The sequence below is a fragment of the Veillonella nakazawae genome (assembly GCF_013393365.1).
GTDB classification, from domain to species: domain Bacteria; phylum Bacillota; class Negativicutes; order Veillonellales; family Veillonellaceae; genus Veillonella; species Veillonella nakazawae.
The window spans coordinates 1822962-1838278 of sequence record NZ_AP022321.1 but is presented as its reverse complement, the minus strand read 5'-3'; the positions used below and the strand labels follow the sequence as shown (position 1 = coordinate 1838278).

Sequence of the window (15317 nt, the reverse complement as noted above, 5' to 3'; positions counted from 1 at the left end):
TATGAGCTGGAAAACGTATACGGTGAAAGAACCGACAGAATTGACGGTCTCTAAATATGTAAAGGAACGCTTTTCATTATCCTCTCGAGATATTCAAATGATGTTCCGCAAGAAACGGGTGAAAGTAAATAGCCGTGTAGCCCATTCCCAGCGTTCCCTCAAAAAGGGTGATGTATTAACATTGGAACTACCACAGGATAAAGACTATGGTGTCGATGTAGAGAAAGGGCCTATTACCGTGCTCTACGAAGATGCTCATACCTTGGTGGTTAATAAAGCTCCATTCATGCTTGTTCATCCTGCAGGACAAACTAAATATGGTACATTGAGTAACTATGTGGCTGGATACTATGCGAAAAAAGGTGTAGTGCATAAGGTGCGTCCTGTACATCGCCTTGACCGAGATACATCTGGTTGTATTCTCTTTGGTAAAACAAAGGAAGCTCAGCAATATTACACTGATGAATTACAAGCTGGTCGTATCGATCGCATCTATACTGGCCTTGTAGAAGGTCGCATTGACTCAGATGGTGTTGTCGATGCACCTATCGGTGTAGATCCAGTATTTGATAATCGTCGTGTTATCGATGAATTTGGTCAACCAGCTCAAACGGAATATACCGTTCTTGGTCACGAAGGCGAACATACGCTATTGAAGTTCAAGTTATTAACCGGCAGAACACATCAAATCCGCGTGCACATGGAACACATTGGTCATCCTATTGTGGGAGATGCCATGTATGGGACACGCAATAAACCTTTTACACGTCAATGCTTACATGCGTCAGAACTCACCTTTGTACCCTATGGTAAGGACGAGCCTATAACGGTAAACTGTGAAGTAGGGGATGACTTTGGACATGAAAAGTAATAATTGCTTTTCTAATTTTCATCAATTATAATTTATATGATGATGTGGTCATAGAGCATGCCACGTAAAATAAAGAAAGCTCAATCGTTAGATGTGGTCACAGAGCGTGCCACGTAAAACAAAAAAAGCTCAATTGATGATTGTGTATTCGTGTATACAAAAAACAATAGTGATAAAAACGCATAGTCTATGACTTAAAGTCATAGACTATGTTTTTTTTATATTTTCAATTCACAGTGGACAGGAGTATACTATGTATAGACAAAAATTCTATAGAATTTAAAACTTAGATGAGGTTATGGACGGTCACAGCCGATAATATCACTACAGAATGGATTCTTTAGAAGTAGTTTATAGTTTATACTTTCACCAAGACCGAACGGAACGATGCCGCAGAGCTTGGATTGATCAAGTGATATGAAGGAGTGCACGTTATGGATAGGAATCAGAGCACAATCGAGCAACAACGTCTAGATCAAGCTAGACTAGAAGCTAATGGTATGTACAGCAGCCAATTTGAAAAGGATGCGTGCGGCATGGGCTTTGTCGTTAATATTAAAGGTAAAAAATCCCACGATATTATCGATGATGGTTTGCGTATTTTAGAGCGCCTTGAACACCGTGGTGGTGCTGGTGCCGATAAGGACACAGGGGATGGTGCCGGTATTTTAGTACAAATTCCACATGAGTTCTTTAAACGCGAATGCGAAGTGCTTGGTATTAACTTGCCTGCAGCTGGTGAGTACGGCGTAGGTATGATATTTGCCCATAAATATGAAAGCCTCCGTAACGAGCAAAAACGCATTTTCGAAGAGGTTGTACGCGAAGAAGGCCAAGTTGTTCTTGGTTGGCGCGAAGTGCCAGTTGATGGTACAAAGGTTGGTAAAGAAGCAGCTGCTATCCGCCCTTGGATGATTCAAATCCTCATCGGTAAAGGCCCAGACGTAACTAATAATAAAGAATTTGAACGTAAATTATATATTATTCGTAAATTAGCAGAAAAACGCATTGTTCCATTGAGCAAGGAATTATCTAGTGATTTCTATATTGCATCCTTGTCCTCTAAAACAATCGTATATAAAGGTATGTTAACACCTGGTCAATTGCGTGACTTCTATCTTGACTTGAGTGACCTTGACTTTACATCTGCATTGGCTATGGTTCACTCTCGTTTCAGTACGAATACATTCCCAAGCTGGGCTCGGGCGCATCCTAACCGTTTCTTAGTGCATAATGGTGAAATCAACACAATCCGTGGTAACGTAAACTGGATCAATGCTCGTGAAGGTAAAGCGGAATCTCCATTATTCCCAGATATTAAAAAAGTATTCCCTGTAGTAGATGACAGCGGTTCTGACTCCGCTATGTTCGACAACACATTGGAATTCTTGCACATGACAGGTCGTTCCTTGCCTCATGCGATTATGATGATGATTCCTGAACCTTGGGAACGCAATAATCTCATGAGCCAAGAAAAACATGACTTCTATGAGTTCAATAGCTTCATGATGGAACCATGGGATGGTCCTGCCGCTATGGGCTTCACTGATGGTACTGTTATCGGTGGCGTACTTGACCGTAATGGTTTGCGTCCTGCTCGTTACTATGTAACAACTGATGATCGTGTTATTATGGCATCCGAAGTGGGTGTAGTAAACGAAAACGCTGAAAATATTCGCGCTAAAGGTCGCTTGGAACCAGGCAAAATGCTTCTCATCGATACAGAGGAACAACGCATTATTTCTGACGAAGAAATCAAACAACGCGTTGCTACTGAATTGCCATATGATGAATGGGTAAAAGAACATGTTATCCACTTGTCTGAAATTACGCAAGCTGATGAAAGCGATATTCCAAAAGTAGACGATTTGTTCAAAAAGCAACAAGCTTTTGGGTATACTCAAGAAGATCTTGTACGTATGATCGTACCTATGGCAAAAGATGGTAAAGACCCTGTAGGTGCCATGGGTGCCGATGCTCCACTTGCTATCTTGTCTGATAAACCACAATTGTTATACAGCTACTTCAAGCAAATGTTCGCGCAAGTAACAAATCCTCCAATCGACTCTATTCGTGAGGAAATGGTTACATCTACTCGTGTTATGCTTGGTAACTCTGGTAACTTAACAGATCCTAATAAAGCTGGTACCTATGCGTTGTCCATGCGTACACCAATTCTTACAAATCAAGAATTGGCGTCCATTAAGGCTCTAGACTGCCGTCGAATGAAATCTGTTACATTACCAATCCTCTTCGACCCAACTAAGGGTGCAGATGGCTTGCGTGATGCGTTGACTGAATTGTGCGAAAAAGCCGAAGAAGCAGCACGTACAGAGCAAAATGTATTGATTTTATCCGACCGTGGAGTTGATGAAAATCATGCACCAATTCCAGCGTTGTTAGCTGTAGCAGCTGTTCATAATCACTTAATTAGAAAAGTATTGCGCACAGAAATTGGTCTTATCCTCGAATCTGGTGAGCCTCGCGAAGTACATCATTTCTGTACATTGATCGGTTATGGTGTAACAGCTATCAATCCTTACTTGGCTCTTGAAACTGTACGCGATTTACAAGCTCGTAAACGTCTTGGTGATATTACACCTGAACAAGCAGAAAAGAACTACATTAAAGCAGCTGTAGGCGGCATTATGAAGGTTATGTCCAAAATGGGTATCTCCACAGTTCGTTCTTACCATGGTGCACAAATCTTCGAAGCTTTGGGCTTGAACACCAACTTTATTAATAAGTTCTTCGTAAATACACCAACACGTATTGGCGGTATTGGTCTTGTAGGCGTTGCCAATGAAGCATTAGCTCGTTATGACCGTGCTTTCAAATCCGACGAATCTGTGCTTGAACCAGGTGGTTGGTATGGCCCTGTAAAAGATGGGGAAGAGCATTTGTTCAACCCTAAAACAATTGATCTTTTACAAGAATCCCTTATCAACGGTGATTACGCAAAATATAAAGAATACTCTAAAGCGATTCGCAAAGATTACCATGTAACATTGCGTTCTTTGATGGAATTGAACTACCCAGTGGGCGGCGGTATTCCTATCGAAGAGGTTGAACCAGAAGAATCCATCGTAAAACGCTTTAAAGCGGGTGCTATGAGTTATGGTGCCATCAGTAAAGAGGCTCATGAAACGATTGCTATCGCTATGAACCGTCTTGGTTCTACATCTAACTCTGGTGAAGGTGGCGAAGACGTAGCTCGTTTCAAACCATTGCCAAATGGCGACAGCATGAACTCCGAAGTAAAACAAATTGCATCTGGCCGTTTCGGTGTAACTGCAAATTACCTCATTCATGCAAAAGAGTTGCAAATTAAATGCGCACAAGGTGCTAAACCAGGCGAAGGTGGTCAATTGCCAGGTAAGAAAGTATACCCTGAAATCGGGAAAGCTCGTCACTCCACTCCAGGCGTTGAACTCGTATCTCCACCACCACATCATGATATTTACTCCATCGAAGACTTGGCTGAGTTGATTTACGATTTGAAATGCGTTAACAAAGATGCTCGCATTTCCGTTAAATTAACATCTGAAGCTGGCGTAGGTACTATCGCTGCTGGCGTTGCGAAAGCAAAAGCAGACAATATCTTAATCTCGGGTTACGATGGTGGTACAGGTGCGGCAGGCCGTACATCTGTAAAACACGCTGGTGTGCCTTGGGAATTAGGCTTGTCCGAAACACATCAAACATTGATGCTCAACAGATTGCGTGACCGCGTTAAATTGGAAGTAGACTCCAAATTGATGACTGGTTTTGACGTAGCTGTTGCGGCTATGCTTGGCGCTGAGTTATTTGGTTTCGGTACATTACCACTCGTTGCTGTAGGCTGTAAAATGGCTCGTGTATGTAACCTCAACACATGCCCTTATGGCGTAGCGACACAAGATGAAAAATTGCGTGCTCGTTTTACAGGTAAACCTGAGTACGTAGAAAACTTGATGATCTTCATCGCTCGTGAATTGCGTGAAATTATGGCTCGCTTAGGCATACGCTCCGTAGCTGAACTTGTAGGCCGTATCGACCTTGTTCGTCAAAAATCTCAAGACGATAACTTCAAATTGTCTCGCGTTGACCTTAAACGCGTATTGTTCCACCCATACATCGATGCATCTGTAGGTCATATACATATGATTGACCAAGATCACGAATTGGAACGCACATTGGACATGTCCAAGCTCTTGCGTATGTGCCGTCCTGCCATTGAGGATCAAAAACCAATTCGCGCTAAATTGGCTATCAACAACATTAACCGTGTTGTAGGTACCTTGGTTGGTTCTGAGGTGACACGTCGTTATGGTGAAAGCGGTTTGCCAGATAACACAATCAAGTTGAACTTTGAAGGTTCTGCAGGCCAATCCTTTGGTGCTTTCATTCCTAAAGGCATGACATTAGAACTTGAAGGTGATGCGAACGATTACCTCGGTAAAGGCTTGTCCGGTGGTACAATCACTGTATATCCGCCTAAGAAATCCATTTTCGAAGCGGACGAAAACATCCTTATCGGTAACGTTGCCTTCTATGGTGCCACATCTGGTACAGCCTACATTAACGGTGTAGCTGGTGAACGTTTCGCTGTTCGTAACAGTGGTATCACTGCTGTTGTGGAAGGCTTAGGCGACCATGGTTGTGAATACATGACTGGTGGCGAAGTTCTTGTACTCGGTAAAATCGGCCGTAACTTCGCAGCAGGTATGTCCGGTGGCTATGCATACATCCTCGATTGTGATGAACGCTATGTAAATACAGGCCTCGTAGAATTACGTCCTGCTAATAATGATGACCTTAAACGCATTAAAGAATTAGTAGAACAACACGTATTACATACTAACTCCTCTAAAGGCCGTCACATCCTTGAAAACTGGAATAACTTTGTAAACAGATTTACAAAAGTTGTACCTGTAGCATATGAAGAAATGCACGCTGCTATTGAACGCTATAAAGAACAAGGCTTATCCTTGGAAGAAGCACAATTAGCTGCATTCAAAGAAAAATATGCAAAATAATTTCTAATCTAACTGTATCCTTTAGATAAGACATATGAAATGCCTCTATAGCTTTGACTATAGAGGTATTTTCATGTATAATATTTGTATTGCAATATTGGATCATGGCAGTTCTCGGGCCTGTGCAATGGGGGCCTGTGAATCGTGTCAGGACTGAGAGGTAGCAGCACTAAGCGGTAACCTTCATGTGCCACGGGGAACCCGGGGGCTGTCGTGATCGAATATTGCAAGGCGGCCTGTGGGGCCGCTTTTTTTATGTCTAATTTAGGATGAATGATACTTTATTTTGAATTATACGATGTTTTATTGTGAATCATATGATGAAATTTTGACTAGGCAATATCAGCATTATTTATAAGTAAATATATTACTTTCGTATTGGGAAAAGAACTTTATTAAGGAAGTCAGAATTTCATGAATATGGTATAATAAAGTATTGTAATTTTCGGAAAAAGGGGGTGTTCCAATGGCATATATTGCGTTATATCGTAAGTACCGTCCACAGACGTTTACCGATGTGGTTGGTCAGCATCAGGTGTCTGATACATTGATGCGTGCTATCCGCGAAGATAAGGTAGCTCATGCGTATTTGTTCGCTGGTCCGCGAGGGACTGGTAAGACGAGTATGGCTAAGATTTTCGCGCGCGCTATCAATTGCGAGCATGGGCCAACGGATCATCCTTGTAACGAGTGTAGTGCTTGTAAATCGATTTTGAGCGGTCAGTCCATGGACGTTCTTGAAATCGACGCTGCATCCAATCGTGGTATCGATGAGGTGCGTGCTCTTCGTGAAAGCGTCAAATTCATGCCGGTTGAAGGCCGTAAAAAGGTGTTCATCATCGACGAAGCCCACATGCTCACAACTGAGGCGTGGAATGCGCTTTTAAAAACTATCGAAGAGCCCCCGGCTCACGTTATGTTTATCTTTGCTACTACAGAAATTGAAAAATTGCCTGTTACTATCGTTTCTCGTTGTCAGCGCTATACCTTTAGACGCATTACGTCTGATGATATCGCACAGCGTTTATCCTATGTAGCGGAAAAGGAAGGCTTTGGTTTAGATCCTGCAGCAGCACAGCTCATCGCTGTCCATGCAGACGGCGGTTTGCGCGATGCGTTGAGTATCTTAGACCAATGTGCCGGTATGGCAACAGGAACTATTACGCCCCGAGTAGTAGAAGAGCTGATCGGTCTTGTTAGCAAAGAATGGATAATTCACTTCCTAGATGCGTTGCGCAACGGGGATGGTCCCAAATTGTTGTCCTATATTCACGATGCCTTAGCAGAAGGTCGTGATGCGACGCAGATTATGGAAGCCCTCATTCAGCACGTGCGGGCCTTATTAGTTGGTAAGGTCGCTCCTGATGCGGATGAGCTCAAGGTATACGATGCCTTTAAGGCTGAGTTTTTAGCTCAAGCTGAAAGTATCGATTTTAATGAGCTTAACCAGTATGTGCGCAGTGCGCAATCCATCATGAATGATGCAAAACAGGTGGATAATCCACGAACTATCATCGAAATGGGCCTTTTAGTGCTTTGTGCTAAAATAGGCTCTGTTGATGAAAGCTTAGAAGACCGTGTATATGCATTAGAGTCTTCAGAACGATCTGAACGAAATGATTTATTGAACCGCATGGCTCAATTAGAGCAACGCGGCCCAGCTGTCGCAACTGCACCTGCTTACGGTGCTAACTCCTTTGGACCGCCAGGTGGTTATGCCAATAGCTTTGCTCCTGTAGATAATGCTGCTGTACAGAATGCTTCCATGAGTAGTACTCAAAATAGTACTGTTGGTACTGTGCCGCCCCCAAGTGGAGTGGGGATGACCCCACCGCCAGCGAGTGTAGGCATGACACCTCCACCTATGGGTGCGCCTGGTAGTACACCGCCTCCTATGAATGGAGTGGGCATGGCTCCGCCTCCAATGGGCGGCGTTGGGATGGCACTACCAAGTACTGGAGGCGCTCCACAACGACCTGCTAGAAATCAAGCTAAAGGTCGTGGTAAAAAAGGTATTAGTACGCAAGCTATTATTAGTGATCAAATCTTGTCTGCTCAAGAGTATCGCAATGTACAGTCTAATGTCATTAAATACTTGAAGGACAGCAATCGCAATATGACCTCCACCGTCATCGGTCAAGGTCAACTTGTATACGTAGATCAAAGCAAGGCGGTTATGGCCTTCAAAAATACATTGCACCTCAATGTAATGACCAACGAAGTAAACTTGGCAGAAGCGGCAGATGCTTTCACCTATACACTGGGCTATCCGGTACATGTAGAAATCGTTGATGCCCTCACACAGGTCTATAAAGATTATAAAAAGGCCTCTGGCAGTACGACGCAGCACCAAGTAAAAGCGCCGCAACGACCACCAGAGCCAATGGTGGATGTACATACAACATCTGGGGCACAGCCGACACAAATGGATTTAACTAATGATGAGCAACCAAGTAAGCCTGATTCCGCAGCAGTAGATGCAGCAAAGGCTGCAGCGTTAGCATTCTTAGCAAAGAAGACGGGTGGTGCTGCTGTAAGCGCCTCAACTGGTGATGATATTCCAGTTCATTCCTTTGATGATGTGCCTGTAGAGGATATGGAGGAATCTTACGTATCATCCTTAGATGATATACCACCACACCCATTAGATAGCGTCACTGTTATTAGCGATGATGGGGAAGTCTTAGAACGCCCTATGGATAGCGGTGCACATATTGAGGTAGAAGCTGTCCCAAAGTCTGATGGGGGCGAACAACAACAGGGAACCCCTTATCAAAGTGATGATCATACCATGCTTTCACAAGCACCTATTGAAGTAGCGCCCATCGATAGCGTGACGGTAGCTCGTGAATATGCATGGGATCCAGAGCATATGACGGAAGAGGAGCGAAATAATCCTCTTTTGGCAGAAACATTAGAGAAACTATCTGAAGATCACGACATTATCGTCGAGGTCATCGAAGAATAAATTAATTAACATATGAGTATAGGACGCAGGTCCTAAAAGGAGGAATTACAATGTTTGGTAAAGGTATGGGCAATATGGCTGGCATGATGAAAAAAGTTCAAAAAATGCAAGCAGATATGAAGAAAATGCAAGAAGAATTAAAAACTCGTACAGTAGAAGCTTCCGTTGGTGGCGGTGCTGTAACAGTTGTGATGAACGGTGAAAAAATCATCGAGTCTTTGAAATTGAACCCAACTGCAGTTGATCCTGAAGATGTAGAAATGTTAGAAGATTTAGTGATGGCGGCTGTAAACGAAGCTAGCAAAAAAGTAGACGACCTCTTGGCTCAAGAAATGGGCAAAGTAACTGGTGGTCTTAACTTGCCAACAGGTTTATTCTAAATGACAAATGCTTTAGAACGGCTCGTAGAGCAGCTGCGCCGCTTGCCAGGTATCGGCTCCAAGTCGGCTAGACGCTTGGCCTATCATTTGGTAGAAATGCCGAAGGAAGAGGTAGACCGTCTCGTGGAAACCATCGTAGAAGCGAAGGGGGCTACGCGTCACTGTTCTATTTGCTTTAACTTATCAGCTCAAGACCCTTGTGAATTCTGTAGCAATCCAAACCGCGATCAAACGACGATTATGGTCGTTGAAACATCTCGCGATGTGATTGCTATCGAGCGCAGTGGTGATTATAAGGGCTTATATCACGTATTGGAAGGCGCTTTGTCCCCTATGGAGGGCATCGGTGCTGACGATATTCGCGTAAAAGAATTGATTGCCCGACTTCGTGATGGTGTCGTACAAGAGGTTATTCTCGCTACTGACCCAGATGTAGAAGGGGAGGCGACAGCTCTCTATTTGGCGCGTTTATTAAGCCCAAGTGGCATTAAGGTAACGCGCATTGCCCGCGGTGTTCCTGTAGGTGGCGATATCGAATATGCCGATGAATTAACGTTAGGCGGTGCTGTAGTGAACCGCCAAGAGATGAAAGGATAATATGGGAGCTTTATTAGCATCACCGATTATTTCGGCGGTTGTATCCGTTGCTGTAGCCTACATTGCTTTCAAAGTAGCATTTTTCACCATTAAACGAGTGGCTATGAATGCAGTAACTGGTATTTTGACGTATTTAGTATGCGTTCATATTCTCAATATTCCTATGGATATTGGTTTGGGCGTATGGGCTTTAACAGCAATTCTAGGCCCTATTCCAATGCTCATTGCAGCCGGATGGTACGGCTTTTTAAAATAGGAGGACCTCATGCTTATCAATCGTGAACAACAACGCGTTATTGATGAAGTTGAACAGAATATCCTCTTGTTAGCGTCCGCTGGGACGGGAAAAACGAATACACTTGCTTATCGAGTGGCTCACCTCATCGAGGGCGGCTATGCGAAGGCGGAGAACATCTTGTGCTTGACCTTTACGAATAAGGCGGCAAACGAGATGAAAGACCGCATTCAATCGCTCGTAGGCAGTCCTGCAAAGGCTGTGGAGGTTAGTACATTCCACAGCTTTTGCTTTTTCGTGCTCCAACAAGAGGGGAAGCGCAATGAAACCTTGTATACGGATGTAACTATCTTTGATGAAGAGGATTGCAAAGAATTGTCTGAACCGTATCGTCCAGGTAAATTGCGAGAAATGTCCTTTGCCAACATCATCGGCATGGTAAAAGAATATCGCTCCTTATATGGCTTTTATTCTGATGATCTCGTAGGCGATTATAAACGAACTATTGAGCGTTTACAAAAGGAACAACGTCCTGCTATTGAGCAACAGTTCTCTAGCTTTGGCAATGTTCTTTATAGTGAACTTCATGACTTCTTGAACCATGGTCACGAATGGATTGCTGCCTATGATGAAAGCTTAGCCTCCGTACATGGTCTAGATTTTACGGACCTTATCTGTGGTGTTCATCGTCTATTCCAAGACCCTGTAGTTCGGGAGCGTTGGCGTAGCCGTTATAGCTATATCTCTGTTGATGAAATGCAAGACACAGGTGTACTAGAGTACAAGGTACTTGAAATGCTGTGGGAAGGTAATCACGTCCTATTATGTGGTGACTATTTTCAAACCATTTACGAATGGCGTGGGTCTGATCCATTCCGTTTGCTCAAGCAGTTTGATGCGGACTTTAAGCCGTTAAAAATCATTTTCTACGAAAACTACCGCTCTAACTGGACGCTCTTTACGATGGCTTTCAAAACATTGCAGAATATGTTCCCTGATCTGGTAGGCTCTATCTATACGGAATTGCCCCGCGCCAATAGTGAAAGAAAGGGTAAGCCTGTTCTCATAAAAGGCTGTAAAAATAGCTATCTTGAGGGCAGATATATCTATGAAGCTATCTGCGCCTTGCCAAAGGATGCTAATATTGGCGTTTTAGTGCGGGATAATAAAAAGGCGCAACGGCTGAGCGACTCCTTTGAACGCCTCAACAATGAAAAGCCTGAAGACGAACGCCGTCACTTTATGATCATTGATGAGTTTAAATTCTTTAGACGCCAAGAAATCAAAGACGTTATGGCTTACTTTAAATTGCTTATGAACCCGAATGACTCCGTCAGCGCTAAGCGTATTATAAAACGCTATGTTGCCGGCATAGGTGACGCGCGTATCGCCGCTATTGAAAGCCCTGAAACACGTCAAGTAGGCTTAAAATTGACGGATTTTATGGATATGCCTATCTTTGAGGCAGAGCCTTATGCGAAGCTCGTCAGTGGGTTAGAAAATCATGAGGTTGTGGTGTATGACGTTGAAAGTACCGGTACTGATACGTCACAGGATCGTATTATTCAAATTGCGGCCATCCGCATCGATGAAAATGGACAGGTCCTAGAAACATTTGAACGCTTTATCAACCCCGGCGTACCTGTGGGACAATCCGAAGAGGTACACGGCTTCTCTGATGCGTATTTACAAGAACACGGCGAAGAGCCAGCTATAGTGCTACAAGCCTTTAAGGAATTCTCCAAGAATGCCATTATTGTAGGACATAATGTAAACTACGATGTGACTATCTTTACTAATGAATTGGCACGCCATAATTTAGGTAATCCAGAATTCAAGGCTATCTACGATACACTCGATATTTACCGTCGTTTCTATCCTAATTTGCCAAATCATAAACTGGGCTTCCTAGCATCAGAGTTTCCTATCAATCATGAGCCTACGCACAATGCGATGGACGATATCTTGGCTACAGCACAGCTTTTAATTTATGCAGTAAAAGAAAATATCGTGCCTACAACGACTGGTCGTATGGTGGCAATCAATAAGTATAAGGCTGCTTTCACCAATATTGCGTCCCAAATGGCAACGTTACGTAGAAAGGCCTATACGGAATTGCCAACGAAGTTATTGGCGTACATAATGAATCAAATGGGGGTTCTAGAATACTATAAATCCCATGGGGAAGCGGCAAAGGTAGAGCATATACGGGATCTATATCGCATCATGGAAAAACTAGATGCAGCCTATGAAGGGCCGGCTGGGTTAGCTCGATTAAATCAAATCTTGCAGATGGCGGCCCTTACCGCAGGTGAGCCCGCTCAACAGGTACGAAATGAAGATCGGATTCCTATCATTACCATCCACCAAGCAAAGGGGAGCGAGTTTGACCATGTATTCCTAGCAGGCCTTAACGAAGGTACCTTCCCAAGCCCGTTTGCCATTGCAGAAGGCCGTGAAGACGAAGAAAAGCGCTTGTTCTATGTGGCCATAACGCGCCCTAAGCAAGAGCTGACCATTACCTTTGAACAAACGAATATACGTGGTCGAGCGGTTCAACCAAGCTCGCTACTGAACTATATGCCACGAGACAATGAGCTCGTAGAAAGGAGATACTAATGGCGAGAAAAACACACCGTCCCGATGATATTTTGTGGACCGTAACTGCCGCAGATATAGACGCTGCAGGTAGTGAAAAACAGGATATTACATTAGGTGAAGTATTAAATACAAAATATCCTCGTAAATCCTTAGTAAAGTTATTTGAGGAAAAACTAATCCACATCAACGGCCATAAAGCGACGCCAAAGGATATTATCTCCGAAGGTGACGAGATTTGGATTGCCATGGCGAAGGAAAAAATAGATCACGAACCAATTGAAATGAATCTACATATCTTATATGAAGATGATGATCTCCTCATTGTGGATAAGCCTGCTGGTATGACAGTAAACTCCAAAGACCAAGTATCCCTTGCCAATGGTGTGGCTTACTACTTTAAAGAACATGGCATTAAGCGAAAGGTACGTTTCTTGAATCGCTTAGATAGAGATACAACGGGCTGTATTGTAATTGCTAAAAGTGGCTTAGCTCAAAGTCTTTATCAACAGCAAATGGATGATAATACCTTTGAAAAGTGGTATATGGCTACTGTGGAAGGCATCGTAGAAGCTGATGAGGATTCCTTGGTATTATCTATGGAACGCAGTGCTGATGGGATTCATTACGAAGTAAATCCTAAAGGAAAAGAGACTCGTACAGATTATTCCGTCCTATGTAGACATCAATCACAGCCTGTGGATAAGTCTGTGAATAAGTCCAAAAATTCTGTGGATATAGCATCAAAAAATGTGGATATAGAATTACAAAATGTGGATAAAAGTGGTCGAAATGTGGACAAATCTGTGCATAACTCCCCAGAATGTGGATATACAGAGGTTTTAGTCCGTTTGTACACAGGAAAAACACATCAAATTCGTGTGGCTTTCAGCCATATAGGTCACCCTCTCGTAGGGGATACATTATATGGGGCACAACCAACGGGGCAGCCGTTCCAATTACGTGCTCAAAAGGTTGTATTTACACACATGCGTACAGGCGAGCGTATTACGGTTACCGCATAATTTCCTCTAATTACTTTCATACTTATCACTAGGTAAGTATGAAAAAGTGCGTAATATGTATTACGTCTTAATAAATAGATCGTAATTTGTTAACAATAAATCTATACTATAGATTGTGAAGTCACAATACACCAAACACTCTAATTGAGAAATGAGAATTATTGATAATTCAGTAAAATCAATGGTTTTATAAAAGTTTTTCAAAAAATATAATGACAAATGATAATCGATAAGCTATAATAGGAATGTAAATAAATTGATAGGCTTCGATTTATAGCTTAGTGAATTGAATGTAAGAGGTGTAGTTTAATATGATTTTGCAAGATAATAGTGCAGCACGTAATCGGGGGATTACGCTTGCTAGTATAAAAGGTATTATAGGTAACGTCGTTCTCGTTATCTTTAAAATGATTGTAGGCCTTGCGTCTAACTCCATCGCCATCATCCTTGATGCGGTAAACAATTTAACAGACGTTTTGTCCTCTGTATTGACCATCGTTGGTACAAAATTAGCAGCTAAGGGGGCCGATAAGGAGCATCCATTTGGTCATGGTCGTATCGAATATATGACTACCATGGCCATTGCTTTCATCATCCTTGGTGCAGGCATTGGATCCCTCAAGGAATCTATTGAAAAAATTCTTCACCCTGAGGTATCTACCTTTGATGTTCCAAGCTTGGCTATTATCGCTGTTGCTATTGTGGTGAAAGTTGTAATGGGCCGTTATATTAAGGCGCAAGGTGAAAAGTATAAATCCGATGCCCTTGTAGCATCTGGTATCGATGCCCTCTTTGATGCGGTGATTACCTTTGCTACATTAGTATCTGCAGCTTTAGTATTCTTCTTTGACTTTGATATTCAAGGTTATGTAGGTGCCGCTATCTCTGTTTTAATTTTGAAAGCTGCTTATGACATTTTAAAAGAAATGTATAATCACTTGCTTGGTGTTCGTGCAGATGATAACTTAATTCGTGATATTAAAGAAACCATCGCTCAACATCCAAATGTAGGTGGTGTGTATGATTTAGTTTTGAATAGCTACGGTCCTGGTGAAACAATTGGCTCCGTACATATTACAGTGCCTGATACGATGACTATGGCTGATATTCATCCTTTGACAAAAGGTATCGCCGTTCATCTTTATAAAAAATTTGGTATTGCTATGACTGTTGGTGTATATGCTGAAAACCAACCAAGTGTGGAAGTACTTGAAATTAGACAAGCTCTTGATCAAGTTGTAAGTTTATATACTCATGTAGTACAAGTACATGCCTTTTACGTACACGAAGAAAAGAAAGTTATCTACTACGATATTATCTTTGACTTTGACGAAGAAGATCCGCATGGTACATTAGAAAAAATTAAAGCAGAAATGCAAAAACGCTGCCCTGAATATACACAATTTGCTATTGTGGATACTGACTTTAGTAACTAATAGAATAAAAAGGCTTCAACCAATAATCGACGAAAATGTTTTGACGAGAAGCGGTTGAAGCCTTTTCTTTTATAAGGTTAGAGATTTAGTTATACTATAGCTAAGAGCGAGGTGGTACTATGTTGCGATGGAATCAAATAATTAAGAATAATGGTCCTGAAAAATAAGATAGGCTTGATATTAAATAGC

9 protein-coding genes and 1 other RNA gene are annotated in these 15317 nt (G+C 42.5%); all 10 read left to right on the top strand.

Features of this window, described 5'->3' with window-relative positions; all coding sequences use genetic code 11:
* Position 1 precedes the first annotated feature (1 nt).
* The 10 genes from VEIT17_RS08515 to VEIT17_RS08470 all read left to right on the top strand — a co-directional run bounded on the left by VEIT17_RS08515 (position 2) and on the right by VEIT17_RS08470 (position 15128).
* Positions 2-871, top strand: coding sequence for an RluA family pseudouridine synthase (locus VEIT17_RS08515; protein ID WP_178885649.1), 870 nt, complete (start codon positions 2-4; stop codon positions 869-871).
* Between the two features lie 434 nt (positions 872-1305).
* A complete protein-coding gene (gene gltB, locus VEIT17_RS08510; RefSeq protein ID WP_178885647.1) occupies positions 1306-5889 on the top strand; it encodes a glutamate synthase large subunit in 4584 nt (1527 codons plus the stop codon).
* 111 nt (positions 5890-6000) lie between these two features.
* An RNA gene (ffs, locus tag VEIT17_RS08505) (signal recognition particle sRNA small type) lies at positions 6001-6100 on the top strand.
* Between the two features lie 255 nt (positions 6101-6355).
* The gene (dnaX, locus tag VEIT17_RS08500) at positions 6356-8857 is read left to right on the top strand and encodes a DNA polymerase III subunit gamma/tau (RefSeq protein ID WP_178885645.1); all 2502 of its coding nucleotides are present in this window, start codon (positions 6356-6358) and stop codon (positions 8855-8857) included.
* A gap of 50 nt (positions 8858-8907) precedes the next feature.
* Positions 8908-9237, top strand: coding sequence for a YbaB/EbfC family nucleoid-associated protein (locus tag VEIT17_RS08495; protein ID WP_008602262.1), 330 nt, complete (start codon positions 8908-8910; stop codon positions 9235-9237).
* Positions 9238-9834: a recombination mediator RecR gene (gene recR / locus VEIT17_RS08490; RefSeq protein ID WP_004694915.1), complete on the top strand. Its 597-nt coding sequence runs from the start codon at positions 9238-9240 to the stop codon at positions 9832-9834.
* A gap of 1 nt (position 9835) precedes the next feature.
* A complete protein-coding gene (locus tag VEIT17_RS08485; protein ID WP_005385224.1) occupies positions 9836-10090 on the top strand; it encodes a hypothetical protein in 255 nt (84 codons plus the stop codon).
* A gap of 9 nt (positions 10091-10099) precedes the next feature.
* Positions 10100-12688: a 3'-5' exonuclease gene (locus VEIT17_RS08480; protein ID WP_178885644.1), complete on the top strand. Its 2589-nt coding sequence runs from the start codon at positions 10100-10102 to the stop codon at positions 12686-12688.
* On the top strand, positions 12688-13692 hold the full coding sequence (locus VEIT17_RS08475; RefSeq protein ID WP_129823379.1) for an RluA family pseudouridine synthase: 1005 nt from the start codon (positions 12688-12690) through the stop codon (positions 13690-13692). Before VEIT17_RS08480 ends, VEIT17_RS08475 begins: the two co-directional genes overlap by 1 nt.
* Before the next feature lie 311 nt (positions 13693-14003).
* Positions 14004-15128, top strand: coding sequence for a cation diffusion facilitator family transporter (locus tag VEIT17_RS08470; RefSeq protein ID WP_129823380.1), 1125 nt, complete (start codon positions 14004-14006; stop codon positions 15126-15128).
* Positions 15129-15317 lie beyond the last annotated feature (189 nt).

What these genes read in the sequence shown, in the direction of transcription:
- VEIT17_RS08515 (WP_178885649.1), top strand. Translation starts at nt 2, where the DNA reads ATGAGCTGGAAAACGTATACGGTGAAAGAACCGACAGAATTGACGGTC.
- gltB (WP_178885647.1), top strand. Translation starts at nt 1,306, where the DNA reads ATGGATAGGAATCAGAGCACAATCGAGCAACAACGTCTAGATCAAGCT.
- dnaX (WP_178885645.1), top strand. Translation starts at nt 6,356, where the DNA reads ATGGCATATATTGCGTTATATCGTAAGTACCGTCCACAGACGTTTACC.
- VEIT17_RS08495 (WP_008602262.1), top strand. Translation starts at nt 8,908, where the DNA reads ATGTTTGGTAAAGGTATGGGCAATATGGCTGGCATGATGAAAAAAGTT.
- recR (WP_004694915.1), top strand. Translation starts at nt 9,238, where the DNA reads ATGACAAATGCTTTAGAACGGCTCGTAGAGCAGCTGCGCCGCTTGCCA.
- VEIT17_RS08485 (WP_005385224.1), top strand. Translation starts at nt 9,836, where the DNA reads ATGGGAGCTTTATTAGCATCACCGATTATTTCGGCGGTTGTATCCGTT.
- VEIT17_RS08480 (WP_178885644.1), top strand. Translation starts at nt 10,100, where the DNA reads ATGCTTATCAATCGTGAACAACAACGCGTTATTGATGAAGTTGAACAG.
- VEIT17_RS08475 (WP_129823379.1), top strand. Translation starts at nt 12,688, where the DNA reads ATGGCGAGAAAAACACACCGTCCCGATGATATTTTGTGGACCGTAACT.
- VEIT17_RS08470 (WP_129823380.1), top strand. Translation starts at nt 14,004, where the DNA reads ATGATTTTGCAAGATAATAGTGCAGCACGTAATCGGGGGATTACGCTT.